This is a genomic window from Pseudomonas sp. P4_C4 (assembly GCF_056402055.1).
Genome location: NZ_JBFUID010000022.1, coordinates 49,718 through 65,650, shown reverse-complemented (window position 1 = coordinate 65,650; position 15,933 = coordinate 49,718). Strand labels below are relative to the sequence as shown.

General features: G+C 59.1%; 15 protein-coding genes. 5 read left to right on the top strand and 10 right to left on the bottom strand.

Annotated features, from left to right (window positions below):
- Positions 1-13 precede the first annotated feature (13 nt).
- The 4 genes from glpD to AC1DXW_RS13665 all read right to left on the bottom strand — a co-directional run bounded on the left by glpD (position 14) and on the right by AC1DXW_RS13665 (position 5,034).
- A complete protein-coding gene (gene glpD / locus AC1DXW_RS13680) occupies positions 14-1,552 on the bottom strand; it encodes a glycerol-3-phosphate dehydrogenase (RefSeq protein ID WP_477754257.1) in 1,539 nt (512 codons plus the stop codon).
- Positions 1,553-1,751: 199 nt separating this feature from the next.
- Positions 1,752-2,507, bottom strand: coding sequence for a DeoR/GlpR family transcriptional regulator (locus tag AC1DXW_RS13675; RefSeq protein ID WP_007971301.1), 756 nt, complete (start codon positions 2,505-2,507; stop codon positions 1,752-1,754).
- 95 nt (positions 2,508-2,602) lie between these two features.
- Complete coding sequence (gene glpK / locus AC1DXW_RS13670) at positions 2,603-4,108, bottom strand: glycerol kinase GlpK (RefSeq protein ID WP_477754248.1); 1,506 nt, start codon at positions 4,106-4,108, stop codon at positions 2,603-2,605.
- Positions 4,109-4,182: 74 nt separating this feature from the next.
- Positions 4,183-5,034 carry an MIP/aquaporin family protein gene (locus tag AC1DXW_RS13665; protein WP_477754247.1) on the bottom strand — a complete coding sequence of 284 codons (852 nt, stop codon included), beginning with the start codon at positions 5,032-5,034 and terminating at the stop codon, positions 4,183-4,185.
- A 348-nt stretch (positions 5,035-5,382) separates the two neighbouring features.
- On the opposite strand from AC1DXW_RS13665, the gene ybaK reads away from it, so the two are divergent.
- Positions 5,383-5,853 carry a Cys-tRNA(Pro) deacylase gene (gene ybaK / locus AC1DXW_RS13660; protein WP_477754246.1) on the top strand — a complete coding sequence of 157 codons (471 nt, stop codon included), beginning with the start codon at positions 5,383-5,385 and terminating at the stop codon, positions 5,851-5,853.
- 89 nt (positions 5,854-5,942) lie between these two features.
- Positions 5,943-6,725, top strand: a complete 783-nt coding sequence (locus AC1DXW_RS13655) for a PhzF family phenazine biosynthesis protein (RefSeq protein WP_477754245.1) — start codon at positions 5,943-5,945, stop codon at positions 6,723-6,725.
- Positions 6,726-6,849: 124 nt separating this feature from the next.
- On the opposite strand, the gene AC1DXW_RS13650 is transcribed toward AC1DXW_RS13655, so the two are convergent.
- Positions 6,850-7,959, bottom strand: coding sequence for an ABC transporter ATP-binding protein (locus AC1DXW_RS13650; protein ID WP_477760091.1), 1,110 nt, complete (start codon positions 7,957-7,959; stop codon positions 6,850-6,852).
- The gene (gene argF, locus AC1DXW_RS13645) at positions 7,956-8,876 is read right to left on the bottom strand and encodes an ornithine carbamoyltransferase (protein WP_218426903.1); all 921 of its coding nucleotides are present in this window, start codon (positions 8,874-8,876) and stop codon (positions 7,956-7,958) included. The genes AC1DXW_RS13650 and argF overlap by 4 nt, the downstream gene beginning before the upstream one ends.
- A 573-nt stretch (positions 8,877-9,449) precedes the next feature.
- Between argF and AC1DXW_RS13640 the strand changes: the two genes are divergently transcribed.
- A complete protein-coding gene (locus tag AC1DXW_RS13640; protein ID WP_477760090.1) occupies positions 9,450-11,558 on the top strand; it encodes a molybdopterin oxidoreductase family protein in 2,109 nt (702 codons plus the stop codon).
- 97 nt (positions 11,559-11,655) lie between these two features.
- Positions 11,656-11,997 (top strand): Grx4 family monothiol glutaredoxin, encoded by a 342-nt coding sequence (gene grxD, locus AC1DXW_RS13635; protein WP_007971318.1) that lies wholly within the window; start codon positions 11,656-11,658, stop codon positions 11,995-11,997.
- A gap of 176 nt (positions 11,998-12,173) precedes the next feature.
- Here grxD and bfr read toward each other — a convergent pair whose 3' ends face one another.
- Together bfr and AC1DXW_RS13625 are read right to left on the bottom strand one after the other, a co-directional pair.
- Positions 12,174-12,647, bottom strand: coding sequence for a bacterioferritin (gene bfr, locus AC1DXW_RS13630; protein ID WP_223548157.1), 474 nt, complete (start codon positions 12,645-12,647; stop codon positions 12,174-12,176).
- 198 nt (positions 12,648-12,845) lie between these two features.
- A complete protein-coding gene (locus AC1DXW_RS13625) occupies positions 12,846-13,064 on the bottom strand; it encodes a bacterioferritin-associated ferredoxin (protein ID WP_008053520.1) in 219 nt (72 codons plus the stop codon).
- Between the two features lie 311 nt (positions 13,065-13,375).
- On the opposite strand from AC1DXW_RS13625, the gene AC1DXW_RS13620 reads away from it, so the two are divergent.
- Positions 13,376-13,978 carry a peroxiredoxin gene (locus tag AC1DXW_RS13620; protein WP_477752702.1) on the top strand — a complete coding sequence of 201 codons (603 nt, stop codon included), beginning with the start codon at positions 13,376-13,378 and terminating at the stop codon, positions 13,976-13,978.
- Positions 13,979-14,189: 211 nt separating this feature from the next.
- On the opposite strand, the gene rnt is transcribed toward AC1DXW_RS13620, so the two are convergent.
- On the bottom strand, positions 14,190-14,867 hold the full coding sequence (rnt, locus tag AC1DXW_RS13615; RefSeq protein WP_046043606.1) for a ribonuclease T: 678 nt from the start codon (positions 14,865-14,867) through the stop codon (positions 14,190-14,192).
- A complete protein-coding gene (pyrC, locus tag AC1DXW_RS13610; RefSeq protein WP_477752701.1) occupies positions 14,864-15,910 on the bottom strand; it encodes a dihydroorotase in 1,047 nt (348 codons plus the stop codon). The genes rnt and pyrC overlap by 4 nt, the downstream gene beginning before the upstream one ends.
- Between the last annotated feature and the right edge of the window lie 23 nt (positions 15,911-15,933).

Sequence of the window (15,933 nt, the reverse complement as noted above, 5' to 3'; positions counted from 1 at the left end):
TGCCGGTGACCGATCAGGCCGCTTCGATCTTGCTGCGGTTCTGTTCGACCTGGTTCAAGTAATCCTTGAGCTTTTCCTGTTCGGCCGCCGTCGTGAACAAACCGAGCTTGCTGCGACGCCAGAGGATGTCGTGGGCGCTGGTGGCCCATTCTTCGTTGCACAGATAGTCGACTTCGCGGGTGTAGAGACCGCCGCCGATGTGCTCGCCCATATCGCTGAGGTCCTGTACGCCTTCGAGCATACGCCAGGTACGGCTGCCGTAGGTGGTGGCCCAGCGGCGAGCGATCTCGCTCGGTACCCAGTCGAATTTGTCGCGGATACGCGAGCTCAAGGCTTGCGGGGTGGTCATGTCTTCACCGCCCGGCAGCGTGGCGCTGGCGGTCCAGCTTGGCTTGATGTGTTTGAAATACGGTGCCAGTTGCGCCAGCGCCGACTCGGCCAGTTTGCGATAGGTGGTGAGCTTGCCGCCGAACACCGACAGCAACGGAGCCTCTTCGCCTGTGCCAGACAGCGCCAGGGTGTAATCGCGGGTCACGGCCGACGGGTTGTCGGATTCGTCGTTGCACAGCGGGCGCACACCGGAATAGCTGTGCAGGATGTCGTCGCGGCTGATCTGCTTTTTGAAATGGGCATTGACCACGTTCAGCAGGTAATCGGTTTCGCCATCGGTAATTGCCACTTTCGCCGGATCGCCGGTGTACTCGCGGTCGGTGGTGCCGATCAGGGTGAAGTGATTCAGGTACGGAATGGTGAACACGATGCGCTGATCTTCGTTCTGCAGGATGTGCGCGTGTTCGCCTTCGTATAGTTTCGGCACGATCAGATGGCTGCCCTGGATCAGGCGGATGCCGTATGGCGATTCCATCTTCAAGTCATCGCGAATGAACTTGGCGACCCATGGCCCGGCCGCATTGACCAATGCCTTGGCGCGGATCGAAAACAGACTGCCATCGGCACGCTCCAGGTGCAGGTGCCACAGGCCCTTGGTGCGACGCGCGCTGACGCAGCGGGTCTGGGTGTGAACGTGGGCGCCGTTTTCCCGGGCGGCCATGGCGTTCAACACCACCAGGCGCGCGTCATCCACCCAGCAATCGGAGTATTCGAAGCCCTTGGTGATCTCGCTTTTCAGTGCGTTGTCAGGGCCGAACTTCAGGCTTTTCGAACCTTGCAGTTGCTCGCGCTTGCCCAGGTTGTCATAGAGAAACAGACCGGCGCGAATCATCCACGCCGGGCGCAGGTGCGGGCGGTGCGGCAACACGAAACGCATTTGCTTGACGATGTGCGGAGCCTTGGCCAGCAGTACTTCACGTTCGGCCAAGGCTTCACGCACCAGGCGGAATTCGTAATGCTCGAGGTAGCGCAGGCCACCGTGAATCAGCTTGCTGCTGGCCGACGAGGTATGGCTGGCCAGGTCATCCTTTTCGCAAAGGAACACCGAGAGACCGCGACCGGCGGCATCCGCTGCGATCCCCACGCCATTGATCCCGCCACCGATGACGGCGATATCGTAAACCTCGGCGAGAGGGGGCGTGGGCAAGGTGGAAGTGGGCATCGGCTCGGCCTCGGAGTTCTTTGATGTTCTGTATTTGAATTCGAACATTAATGTTCATTTGCGAAAATACTAGCCCATAAAGACGCGCACAGCCAGCCAGCTTCGATTGAAAATACTCATCGAAGGGCCGTTAAAGGAAAATTTACGAACATAAAAGCAAAAGATCGCGCTCGGGCGATCTTTTAAGACTGGAAAGGGTTTAAACGACTTCCAGCCGAACCTTGTGCTGGTTCAGCAGTTGCGCCAGCGCCGGGGAAGGCTGCTGATCGGTGACCAGGCAATCGACGAGGCTGATCGGCCCCAGGCGAATCATGGCGTTGCGTCCGAATTTGCTGGAGTCGGCCGCGAGGATCACTTGCCGGGCATTGGCGATGATCGCCTGGGATACCCGCACTTCCTGATAGTCGAAGTCCAGCAGGCTGCCGTCTTCATCGATGCCGCTGATGCCCACCAGGGCGAAGTCGACCTTGAACTGATTGATGAAATCGACACTGGCCTGACCGACCACACCGCCGTCGCGCCGTACGTTGCCACCGGTCAGCAGCACGTCGAAGTCGTCCTTGGCGCTGAGCATCGAAGCCACATGCAGGTTGTTGGTGATGATTTTCAGGTGACTGTGGTTGAGCAGTGCCCGGGCAATGGATTCGGTGGTCGTGCCGATGTTGATGAACAACGAGGCATGGTCGGGAATCTGCGCGGCAATGGCTTCGCCGATACGCTGTTTCTCGTCGCGCATCTGATCGGCGCGCATGGCGTAGGCGGTGTTTTCAACGCTGGAGTCGTAAGCCGCGCCGCCGTGGTAGCGACGCAACAAATTGGCTTCCGCGAGCTGATTGATGTCGCGGCGGATGGTCTGCGGGGTAACAACGAACAACGTGGCCATTTCCTCGATACTGACATAGCCGCGTTCGCGGACCAGTTCGAGGATTTGCTGCTGACGGGGAGGCAGATTCATTGGGCGTCCTTTGGGCTGCCGTGCAAAATTTGCCCATGATGCCGCAGGAATCCGCTCCCGACCAGTTACATACAGATACGAGCCCGTATCCCGGTTTATTCAGCCTCGTCTTCAGCTGCCCAATTGCGAGTACGGCTGACCGCTTTTTTCCACCCTGCGTAGAGTTTTTCCTTCGCGGCTTCGTCCAGCGTCGGCTCGAACTGGCGCTCGATCACAGCCTTGCCACGCAACTCTTCCAGGCTGCCCCAGAAGCCACAGGCCAGGCCTGCCAGGTAAGCCGCACCCAGCGCCGTGGTTTCGCGCATTTGCGGGCGCTCGACCTGCGTGCCGAGGATGTCGGCCTGGAACTGCATGAGGAAATTGTTGGCCACTGCACCGCCGTCCACGCGCAGAGCTTTCAGACGCTCCCCAGAGTCTTGCTGCATGGCGTCCAGCACGTCACGGGTCTGGTAGGCAATCGATTCCAGCGCGGCCCGAATGATGTGATCCACGCGTACGCCGCGGGTCAGTCCGAACAATGCACCACGGGCGTACGGGTCCCAGTACGGTGCGCCAAGTCCGGTGAAGGCCGGCACCAGGTACACGCCGTTGCTGTCCTTGACCTTGTTGGCGAAGTATTCGGTGTCGTGGGCGTCGTTGATGATCTTCAGTTCGTCACGCAGCCATTGCACGGTGGAGCCGCCGTTGAACACCGCACCTTCCAGGGCATAGGCCACCTCGCCACGCGGGCCGCAGGCGATGGTGGTCAGCATGCCGTGTCGGGATTTCACGGCTTTGTCGCCAGTGTTCATCAGCAAGAAGCAGCCAGTGCCGTAGGTGTTTTTCGCCTGGCCTGGCTCGACACACATCTGGCCGAACAGAGCGGCTTGCTGGTCACCGGCAATGCCGCCGATGGCGATGCCGCTTTTGGTGTGGCCGTAGATCTCGGACGACGATTTGACTTGCGGGAGCATCTCACGCGGGATGTCGAGGACTTCCAGCATCTTCGCGTCCCACTCCAGGGTGTGGATGTTGAAGAGCATGGTGCGCGAAGCGTTGGTGTAGTCGGTGACATGCACCTTGCCGCCGGTAAATTTCCAGATCAACCAGCTGTCGACGGTGCCGAACAGCAGCTCACCGTTGCGCGCGCGTTCGCGGCTGCCTTCGACGTTGTCGAGGATCCACTTGAGCTTGGTGCCGGAGAAATACGGGTCGGTGACCAGGCCTGTGGTGTCGCTGATGTATTGCTCGTGGCCATCGCGCTTCAGTTGCTGGCAGATCTCGGTGCTGCGTCGGCACTGCCAGACGATTGCGTTGTAGATCGGGCGGCCGGTGTTCTTGTCCCAGACCACGGTGGTTTCGCGCTGGTTGGTGATGCCGATGGCTGCTACCTGGTCATGGTGCAGGCCGGCTTGTGCAAGGGCCTCGACCATCACTGCGCTCTGGGTGGCGAAGATCTCCATCGGATCGTGCTCAACCCAGCCGGCTTGCGGGTAATGCTGAGCGAACTCCCGTTGGGCGGTGCAGACCACGTTCGCGTCGCGGTCGAAAATGATCGCGCGGGAGCTGGTCGTACCCTGATCGAGGGCAATGATGTAGTTCTTATTCTGTGTGTCGGTCATGTCGATTGCCTTGGACGAAATAAGGGAGTGAGGTCTGGCGCGTGATCAAAGGGCAGGGGCACGCGCCAACGGTATCAAGAAGTTCTGGGTTTGCCGTCAATGGCAGCTGTTGCATCCTTTGTAGCAGGTACAGCGCCGTGCAGATGGCGGGCAATCAGCCCGCGATAGGCGGCGGCGCCGAGGCAGGCACCGACAATCGGTGCAAAAACAGGAATCAGGAAATACGGAATATCGCGTCCGCCGGTGAAGGAAATTTCACCCCAGCCAGCGAAGAAAGTCATCAGTTTAGGACCGAAGTCCCGCGCAGGGTTCATGGCAAAACCGGTCAGCGGTCCCATCGAACTGCCGATCACCGCAATCAGCAGGCCGATCAGCAGCGGTGCCAACGGGCCTTTTGGCAGGCCATTGTTGTCATCGGTCAGGGACATGATCACGCCCATCAGGATGGCTGTAATGATCACCTCGACCAGAAATGCCTGGGCGGTGGTCAGCACAGGATTCGGGAAGGTGGAGAACACGGAGGCCAACTCAAGGCTGGCTTGAGTGCCGCGAACCATGTGGTGCGTTTGTTCGAATTCGAAGAATAGATTGCTGTAGAGCGTGTAGACCAACAGCGCTCCACAGAAGGCACCCGCCACTTGGGCGAGTACGTAGAAAGGCAATTTACGCTTTTCGAAGTCCGCGAAAATGCTCAGGGCAATACTGACGGCAGGGTTCAGATGAGCCCCGGAAACCCCGGCGGTAAGGTAGATCGCCATGCTGACGCCGACGCCCCAGATAACGCTGATTTCCCACAAGCCAAAACTGGCACCCGCGACCTTGAGCGCGGCAACACAGCCTGTACCAAAAAAGATCAGCAGCGCTGTACCCAGAAACTCGGCCATGCATTGGCTCGAGAGCGACGGTTGTTGTAAAGCAGTTGTCATTGAAACCTCAATTTTTTTTGTTGTCTGGCGCTTTTCCCATCATGGTCGGAGCGCGGTTTTCGCCGAGGCAGGATCCCCATCCTGGTCGCGGTTTACTGCTGGGTGCAGCGGTAGGACGTTTCGTACAGTTTCAGAAACGAAAAAATATAGACAAGAAACGCTGATGTCAAAGGTCGAAAGTGAACCATCGGTCACAAAAAAACTATTCGTTGCATGAATGAATGAGTCATTGCGCAATGGGATGGCCAGGCGATGGCGTTATGGATGCGCCGCCGTAGAGCCTTTTAACGATCAATGTCCTAGAATCGGGCGCAGTATTTTTCTTCTGCCGCCCAGTCTGGAGCTGTCATGACCCCCGCATTGGATTTGTTGAAAAAGGTTCGGGCCGAACATCGCGTACACAGTTACGAACATGACCCGAAGGCCGCCTCCTACGGGTTGGAAGCGGCGGAAAAACTCGGGCTCGATCCGGCGCAGGTGTTCAAGACTTTGCTGGCGGCCAGCGAAAAGGGCGAGTTGCTGGTGGCCGTGGTGCCGGTTGTCGGCAGCCTGGACTTGAAAGGGCTGGCCCACGCCGCGGGCGTGAAAAAGGTCGAAATGGCCGACCCGGCGGCAGCGCAACGCTCTACTGGCTATCTATTGGGCGGGATCAGTCCGCTGGGGCAGAAAAAGCGCTTGCGCACATTCATCGATAATTCAGCCCAGTCCTTCGCCAGTATTTTTGTCAGTGCGGGTCGACGTGGACTGGAAGTCGAACTGGCACCGGCCGTGCTGGCCGAGCACACCCAGGCGAAATTTGCCGATATCGGTCGGGTGTGAGCGCTGTATGGTGAAAATCTGCCCGCTCTGTCACTGGCGCTCGTTCGGCCGGCGCTGCATGCTCAGCGGACAAACCAAGGGAGAAGGTTATGCAGCTTGAGTTTCATCAGGTCGACGCGTTCAGCAATCAGCCGTTCAGTGGTAACCCGGCGATGGTCTATCGGCTCGATACCTGGCTCGCCGATGAGTTGATGCAAAAGATTGCCGCCGAGCACAACCTCGCCGAAACGGCGTTTGTCGTGCGCGAAGGGCAGGGCTGGCACATCCGCTGGTTTACGCCGACCACCGAGGTGCCATTGTGTGGTCACGCGACGCTGGCTAGCGCCTATGTGCTGTTTGAGATCTATAAAGAGCCTGTCGAGCGACTGGACTTCACCTGTAAGTCCGGCCCGTTGAGCGTGACGCGGGAGGGCGCAGGCCTGTGGCTGGACTTCCCGGCGATCACTGCGTCACCGGTGAACGCGGTCTCGGAAATCGAGCGTGCACTGGGTGTGAAGGCTGTTGAGGTACTGGGTTCGAATGAACTGTTTGTGGTGCTGGAGTCCGAGCAAGCCGTGCTCGACTGCAAGCCGGACATGGTGGCCCTGGCGAAACTGCCATGGTTGGGCGCCATCGTGACCGCGCGGGGCGAGCAGCACGATTTCGTTTCCCGCTATTTCGCCCCGGCAATCGGCATCAATGAAGACCCGGTGACCGGATCGACCCATTGCCTTCTGATTCCGTACTGGTCAAAGCATTTGGGCAAGTCGAGCCTGACGGCTTTTCAGCGTTCGGCGCGGGGTGGGGAATTGTTCTGTCGACTGGAAGGCGATCGGGTGAAGATCGGCGGGAATGCGACGCTCGTAGCAAGCGGAACGCTGATGTTGGGTTAACGCAAATCCAATGTAGGAGCGAGCTTGCTCGCGATGGACGACAACGATAACGCGTGCAACCGGAAGGAACGCGTTATCCAGACGTTTTTCGCGAGCAAGCTCGCTCCTACAGGGTTTTTGTGTATCAGCTAGCGGCGCTGTAACGCCGGACACCTGATTCAACAGCAGGAATCTGCGCCGCCGTGCTGCCGGACGCCTGGAACAGCACCAGGTGTTCAGCCGCGACACGAATACCCACATCCGCCCCAACCTGGCGATCGACATGGCTCGGGAAGATCGATTCCAGCTGTGCGCCTGTCGGCAGCTGCAAGCGATACAGGGTCGACGCACCCAGGAACGTCTTGCCGGCGATTCGCGCCTTCAGTGCGCTATCCGGCGCGTAGACGATATCGTCCGGGCGCAGCAGCACATCAACCGCACCCCCTACCGGCCAGGTGTAGGCCCGGTTGCCGCGCAATTCGCCGAGCTCGGTTTGCACCGATTCCGGGCTGCTCAACTGACCGCGAATGAAATAGCCCTGGCCGATGAAACTCGCCACGAAGGGTGTCAGCGGTTCGTGATACAGGTTGTAGGGCGTATCCCACTGTTCCAGGCGACCTTCCTTGAACACGCCAATGTGGTCACTGACTGCGAAGGCTTCTTCCTGGTCGTGAGTCACCAGAATCGCGCTGGTGCCTCGGGCCTTGAGGATGTCGCGTACTTCGTGGCTGAGCTTGCGGCGCAATTCACCATCGAGGTTGGAGAACGGCTCGTCGAGCAACAGCAATTGCGGATCCGGCGCCAGTGCGCGGGCCAGGGCGACACGTTGCTGCTGGCCACCTGAAAGTTCGTGGGGGAAGCGCTTGCCGAGGTTCTTCAGGTTGACCAGTTCCAGCAGTTCTTCGGTAACGCGATCCATTTGCGGATGCTTGCGAATGCCGAAGGCGATGTTGTCGGCCACGCTCAAATGCGGAAACAGCGCGTAGTCCTGGAACACCATGCCAATGCGACGTTTCTCCGGAGCAAGGGTGAAGCCGGCGCTGGAGATGGTTTCGCCCGCCAGCTGGATTTCGCCTTCATGTATCGGTTCAAAGCCGGCAATCGCCCGTAGTGTGGTGGTCTTGCCGCAGCCCGAAGAGCCGAGCAGGCAACCGATGTCACCAGCGTTCAGATGCAGGTTCAGGTTCTGTACTACACGCTGGTCCTGATAGCCGCAGGCGAGGTTGCGCAGGTTAAGCAGTAAAGGCTGGCTCATGCGTGGTGGTACGCCGGTTCGACGAGAAACTCGAGCAAGGCCTTTTGCGCGTGCAGGCGGTTTTCGGCTTGATCCCAGGCCACCGAACGTTTGTCGTCGAGCAGGTCGACGCTGATTTCTTCGCCGCGGTGCGCCGGCAGGCAATGCATGAACAGTACGTCTTCAGCGGCCAGGTCAAGCAGGGCGCGGTTGACCTGGTACGGTGCGAACAGCTTCAGACGCTTGGCGGTTTCTTCTTCCTGACCCATGGAGGTCCAGACGTCGGTGCTCACCAGGTGTGCACCGCGCACGGCTTCTTTCGGGTCGCGAACGATGGTGACCCGATCGCCGGCTTTGGCCACGAATTCAGGATTGGGCTCGTAGCCTTCCGGGCAGGCCACGCGCAACTGGAAGTCGAACTGGATCGCCGCTTCTATATAACTGTTGCACATATTGTTGCCGTCGCCGATCCAGGCCACGGTCTTGCCCTGGATGGAGCCGCGGTGTTCGAGGAAGGTCTGCATGTCCGCCAGCAACTGGCACGGATGCAGGTCATCGGACAGGCCGTTGATTACCGGTACGCGGGAGTTGGCGGCGAATTCGGTCAGGTTGCTGTGGGCAAAGGTACGGATCATCACTGCGTCGAGCATGCTCGACATGACGATGGCGCAGTCGCCGATCGGCTCGCCACGACCCAACTGGGTGTCACGTGGCGACAGAAAGATCGCCTGGCCGCCGAGCTGGATCATGCCGGCCTCGAAGGAGATCCGGGTGCGGGTCGAGGATTTCTCGAAAATCATCCCCAGGACGCGGTTTTTCAGAGGCTCGAACAGTACGCCGCGGTTACGCAGGTCCTTGAGCTCAACGCCTCGACGGATCACGCTGACCAGCTCTTCGGGCGTGCAATCCATCAGGGAGAGAAAGTGCCTTGCGCTCATCATTGACTACCTTTTGCTACAAACCGCAGATGCTCAAAGCCTTGTTTAACGGAACAACGGGCGAGACCTGCGGCGTAAGCCGCACGGGGCGACGAAATAGGGGAAGGCGCGATCTTATAATTAAATGTCGCGTCTTACCAATAGGGCTACAGTTTTTAGGGAGTTTCAGAGGTGCTACGGGTTTACCGAGGTAGCGCTTTTGAAGCCTGTTTCCTGATAGCAGCGCCTCATTTGTACACCGGCCTCTCGGGGCTTGGCAATCAGGCTGGGCGGCAATGGTGCGCTGACAGTCGGTTTCTGACCTGTCATTCATCAGCGCCGGGCTCGACGAACACCGGCGCCGGATCGACGAACTGAGCGGCGTGCGGGACCCCCACGGGCCAATTATGCCCTTCAGGAAATCCACTTGCTGGCGCCGTCCAAGCTGCCCTCGAACTGAACTCCGGCGGCCATCGGCTGGCCTGATAACCCTCGATTCACAAGACGAACGTCGCTGGCGCAGTGTTGGGTCTGGCGCCATAGTTTTGTTTCCGCGGCCAACGTTGCCCGCCAAAAACAAGACAGAGACTGGCCATGACCAAGACTCTCCATCACCGTGCGTGCCATTTGTGCGAAGCCATCTGTGGCCTGACCATCGAAACCACTGAGGTCGAAGGCGGTAACGTCCAGATCACTTCGATCAAGGGCGACCCCCAGGATACGTTCAGCCGTGGGCACATCTGCCCCAAGGCCGTGGCCCTGCAAGACATTCAGAACGATCCGGATCGTTTGCATCAGCCGATGCTGCGAGTAGGCAATGAATGGCAGCCCATCGAATGGGAGGCGGCATTCAATCTGGTCGCCGAACGCCTCGCCGCCATTCAGGAGCGTCACGGGCAAAACGCCGTGGCGGTCTATCAGGGCAATCCGAGCGTGCACAATTACGGGCTGATGACCCACAGCAATTACTTCCTCGGACTGCTGAAAACCCGCAACCGGTTTTCCGCCACTTCGGTCGATCAATTGCCCCATCACCTGACCAGTCATTTGATGTACGGCCACGGTCTGTTGCTGCCGATCCCGGACATCGATCACACCGATTTCATGCTGATCCTGGGTGGCAACCCGCTGGCTTCAAACGGCAGCATCATGACCGTGCCAGATGTGGAAAAACGCTTGAAGGCGATACAGGCCCGGGGCGGCAAAGTGGTGGTGGTCGATCCGCGCCGTAGTGAGACGGCGGCGATTGCCGATCAGCATCTGTTTGTGCGCCCGGGTGGTGATGCCGCGCTGTTGTTCGGCATGCTCAATACCTTGTTCGCTGAAGGTCTGACCCGCGACAGCCATCTGCCGGTGGACGGCCTGGAGGACGTGCGCGAGGCCGTCGCGCCGTTCACTGCCGAGGCCATGAGTCCGTTGTGCGCCGTACCGGCCGAACAGATCCGCCAGTTGGCGCGGGACTTCGCCGCGGCACCGAGTGCAGTCTGCTATGGCCGCATGGGCGTTTCGACCCAGGCCTTCGGTACGCTGTGCCACTGGGTGGTGCAGTTGATCAATCTGGTCACCGGCAATCTCGATCGCGTGGGTGGTGCCTTGTGCACCGAGCCAGCGGTGGATCTGGTGGCGACGACTTCGGGCGGGCATTTCAATCTGTGGCAGAGCCGGGTTTCCGGGCGCCCGGAATACGCCGGAGAACTACCTGTCTCGGCGCTGGCCGAAGAGATGCTCACCGAAGGGGAGGGGCAAGTCCGGGCGTTGATCACTGTGGCAGGCAATCCGGTGCTGTCCACGCCCAATGGCCGAAAGCTCGAGCAGGCGCTGGACGGGTTGGAGTTCATGGTCAGTATCGACCTGTACATCAATGAAACCACGCGTTACGCCGACTTGATCCTGCCGTCCACATCGGCGCTGGAAAACGACCATTACGACACCACGTTCAACCTGTTTGCGGTGCGCAACGTCAGCCGCTTCAACCGCGCCATCCTCTCCAAGCCCGAAGGTGCATTGCACGACTGGGAGATCTTCGTCGGCCTGGCCAAGACATTTGCCGCCAGGACCGGTAAAGAGTTGAAACCCACCATCGCCCCCGCACAAATGATCGATCGCGGTCTGCGCATGGGGATGTACGGCGACACGTCAGAGCACAAACTTTCGCTGGCGACTTTGTTCGATCATCCCCATGGCGTCGACCTGGGCGCTCTCAAGCCTAACCTGGCACCCCGCCTGAAGACTGCCAATCAACGCATCCAGGCCGCGCCGGCCGCGATTCTCGCTGACCTGACGCGCTTCGCAGCCTTGCAGGCGCCGGCCGCCGACGAGTTGTTGATGATTGGCCGCCGGCATGTACGCAGCAACAACTCATGGATGCATAACTATCATCGGTTGGTGAAGGGCAAACCACGTCACCAGTTGCTGATGCATCCGGACGACCTGGCCAGTCGCGGGCTCAGTGACGGGCAACGTGTGCGGGTCAGCTCGCGGGTGGGGGTAATTGAGGTCGAAGTGCTTGGCAGTCTGGACATGATGAAAGGCGTGGTCAGCCTCCCTCACGGCTGGGGTCACGCGCGGCCGGGCGTGCAAATGTCGATTGCCAGCAGTCAGCCGGGCTCAAGCGCCAACGACCTGACCGACGAATGCCGGCTTGACGAACTGTCGGGAAATGCCGCGCTCAATGGCGTACCGGTGACCGTGGCCGCAGCTTGAGTCAGTCTGACGGAGAGACCGAGCAGCGCGCTCGGCTTTCCGTTACAATGCGCCACCGTGCCGACCCATGAGTCGGAAAGTTCAGCCGAGGTGCTCCATGGATATCATCGAAACGATTAAAGAGCAGATTGCCAACAACACCATTCTGCTTTACATGAAAGGCTCGCCGAATGCCCCGCAGTGCGGCTTCTCCGCGAAAGCCGCGCAGGCCGTGATGGCGTGTGGCGAAAAGTTTGCGTACGTGGACATCCTGCAGAACCCGGAAATCCGCGCCAACCTGCCAAAATACGCCAACTGGCCAACCTTCCCACAGCTGTGGGTCGCCGGTGAGCTGGTCGGCGGTAGCGACATCATGACTGAAATGGCTGCTGACGGTTCGCTGCAGAGCCTGATCAAGGACGCCGCCGCCAAGGCAGCTGCTCCAAAGACCGAAGCCTGATTCGCTTGGCTCCCCTGTAGGAGCTGCCGCAGGCTCGGGCCGCGTTCGGACGATCTTTTGATCTTCGGCAAATAAAAAGCCCCGCTACTCGAAAGAGTGCGGGGCTTTTTATTGTGTCTGGATAGTTACTGCAAAGTTGCCGCTGCAATCCCCAGGATCGCAGCCTGCGGCAGCTCCTACTCTTCGCCCATCTGCGATTGCAGATAGTTCTCGAGTCCGATTTTATCGATCAGGCCCAACTGGGTTTCCAGCCAGTCGATATGTTCTTCTTCGGACTCGAGGATATCTTCAAGCAGCTCACGGCTACCGAAGTCGCCGACTGTTTCGCAATGAGCGATAGCCACCTTGAGGTCAGCGTGACCGGTGCGTTCGATACGCAGATCGCACTCCAGCATTTCCTTGGTGTGCTCGCCGATGTGCAGCTTGCCCAGGTCCTGGACGTTCGGCAGGCCTTCAAGGAACAGGATCCGCTTGATCAGCTTGTCCGCGTGCTTCATCTCGTCGATGGATTCGTGGTACTCGTGCTTGCCGAGCTTGTTCAGGCCCCAATCTTCATACATGCGCGCATGCAGGAAGTATTGATTGATCGCGACCAGCTCATTGGCGAGGATCTTGTTGAGATGCTGGATGACTGTAACGTCGCCTTTCATGATGGGGTCCTGCCCTTTATTAGCTGTCAATAGGGCAGAGTCTGAGCCGCGTATTTAAGGGTGTCAAACCTAAGTTATTGAAACTTAAATGAAAATTAATCTGAATAAGAATGTTTGTGTTCCGCGTCTAGAGCATAACTAGTTGATTTTGAGGCATAAAAAAACCGGACGTATGTCCGGTTCTTTGATATTCGATAGTTAGGCCGCGGTAAATTCTGCTGGAAAGGGAATTGCAGCCTGGGCCGTTTGCAGTTTGGTCAGGGTCTCGCGGACCACTTCCTTGGCGAGGCAGGCACATTTGCCGCATTGACTGGCAACGCCGGTAGCCACACGGACTTCCTTGTAGCTGCAGCATCCTTCATAGATCGCATCGCGGATTTGACCGTCGGTGACGCCAGTGCAGAGGCAAACATACATAAGGAAGGTCCGTCGCTGATTGTGACTCAATTGCGATGGATCTTAATGTTAACGAGAATGATTGTCAAAGTGGTTTCAGGGCACTTTTTGTCATAAATGGGTATGGCTGACGAACGGTCTGCCTGGCAAATTGGTGATGCAAAACCGTCGGGGATTTCATCGTACGGGGAAAAAACAGCTAAGCCAGCTCAAACACGCGGTGTATGATGGCCGGTCTTTTGCGACCGGGGATCGTGTCACAGGGCTGTCGCCTCAGGGTGGCAGGCTGATGCGAACCCTGTTTCTCACGCTATTACACCAGGAGATATCCAATGAGCGTACTCGTAGGCAAGCAAGCCCCTGACTTCACCGTACCGGCCGTACTCGGCAATGGCGAGATCGTTGACAGCTTCACCCTGTCCTCGGCGATCAAAGGCAAATACGGCCTGGTGTTCTTCTACCCACTGGACTTCACCTTCGTTTGCCCGTCCGAGCTGATCGCTCTGGACAACCGCATGTCTGAGTTCAAGGCACGCAACGTTGAAGTGATCGCTGTTTCGATCGACTCGCACTTCACCCACAACGCATGGCGCAACACTCCAGTGAACAATGGCGGTATCGGCCAGGTTCGCTACACCATGGCTGCCGACATCAAGCAGGACATCATGAAGGCCTACGACGTTCAGTCCGCTGACGGCGTGGCTTTCCGTGGCGCGTTCCTGATCGACGACAAAGGCGTTGTCCGCTCGCAGATCATCAACGACCTGCCGCTGGGCCGTAATATGGAAGAGCTGCTGCGTCTGGTCGACGCTCTGCAATTCCACGAAGAGCACGGCGAAGTCTGCCCTGCCAACTGGAAAAAAGGCGACAAAGGCATGAACGCTTCGCCTGAAGGCGTTGCGGCTTACCTGACCGAGCACGCTGCCGCTCTGTAAGGCGCACGCTCCAGCTATAAAAAGCAGGTACAAAAAAACCGGCCATCGAGGCCGGTTTTTTTATGGGCGGGATTTTTGCCCACTGTAGGAGCGAGCTTGCTCCGGGCGGCGATCCGACGATGGTCGTCAACGATGACGCTGGGAGCCTGACACCCCGCAGTGTTCTTTAGTCCATCGCGAGCAGGCTCGCTCCCACAAAGAGCCAACAGCATCAATCGTCGAAATCTTCCCAGCCGCCCATTTGCTTCCAGCGATTGACGATGCCGCAGAACAGCTCAGCGGTCTTCTCGGTGTCGTAACGGGCCGAGTGAGCCTCGCGGCCATCGAAATCGATGTCCGCAGCCTGGCACGCCTTGGCCAGCACGGTTTGGCCGTAGGCCAGGCCCGCGAGCGTTGCGGTATCGAAACTGGAGAACGGATGGAACGGATTGCGCTTCATGTCCAGGCGCGCAACCGCTGCATTCAGGAAGCCCAGGTCGAAGCTGCTGTTATGCCCGACCAGGATCGCCCGTTTGCAACCATTGGCCTTGAGGGCTTTGCGCACGCCGCGGAAGATATCGTTCAGGGCAGACTCTTCACTCACGGCCATGCGCAGCGGGTGATCGAGCTTGATCCCGGTGAACTCCAGGGCCGCCGCTTCGATGTTCGCGCCTTCGAACGGCTCGACACGGAAGAAGTAGGTGTGATCCGGATAAACAAAACCCTTTTCATCCATGGCGATGGTGGTCGCGGCGATCTCCAGAAGGGCGTCGGTGGCCGAATTGAAGCCACCGGTTTCTACGTCGACGACAACCGGCAGGTAACCACGGAACCTGGCCGCCATTGGATGACGAGGGCCGCCTCCGCCGCCATTGCCTTCCAGTTCGTCGTCGAAATGGTCTTCACTCACGCGTGTTCCTCCAGCAGGCGCCAGCGCAGTTTTTCACCGGCGCGCAGCGGGATAACGGTCAGCTCGCCAAATGGCAGGCTGGTCGGGGTGGTCCATTCTTCGCGGACCAGGGTGATGCGATCGGTGTTGGCCGGCAGGCCGTAGAAGCGCGGGCCGTTGAGGCTGGCGAAGGCCTCGAGCTTGTCCAGCGCATTGCGCTGTTCGAAGGCTTCGGCATACATCTCGATTGCCGCATAGGCGGTGTAGCAACCGGCGCAACCGCAGGCCGCTTCCTTGGCGTGCTGGGCGTGGGGCGCCGAGTCGGTGCCGAGGAAGAACTTCTCGCTGCCGCTGGTGGCGGCGTCGAGCAGGGCTTCCTGGTGGGTATTGCGCTTGAGGATCGGCAGGCAATAGAAGTGCGGCCGGATCCCGCCCACCAGCATGTGGTTACGGTTGTACAGCAGGTGGTGAGCCGTGATGGTCGCGCCGACGTTGGCCGAAGCCGAGTTGACGAACTGCACGGCGTCCGCGGTGGTGATGTGCTCGAAGACCACTTTGAGGGTCGGGAAGCGCTCGACCACACGGCGCATGTGTTCATCGATGAAGATTTTTTCGCGGTCGAACACGTCGACATCACCACGGGTGACTTCACCGTGAACCAGCAACGGCATCCCGACTTCGGCCATGGCCTCGAGTGCGGGGAAAATCTTGTCGATGCTGGTGACGCCAGAGTCCGAGTTGGTGGTCGCGCCGGCCGGGTACAGCTTGGCGGCGTGAATGAATCCGCTGGCCTTGGCCTCGCGAATTTCTTCAGGCTGGGTGCGGTCGGTCAGGTACAGGACCATCAGTGGCTCGAACAGGCTGCCGGCCGGGCGGGCAGCGAGAATCCGCTGGCGATAGCCGTCGGCTTCGGCCGCGTTGCGCACCGGTGGAACCAGGTTGGGCATGATGATGGCGCGGCCAAAGGTGCGCGCGACATCCGCGACGGTATTGGTCAATACGGCACCATCGCGAAGATGAATATGCCAGTCGTCGGGACGCAGCAGGGTCAGGCGGTCGGACATGAGGGGATTCCAGGCGGGTCAAA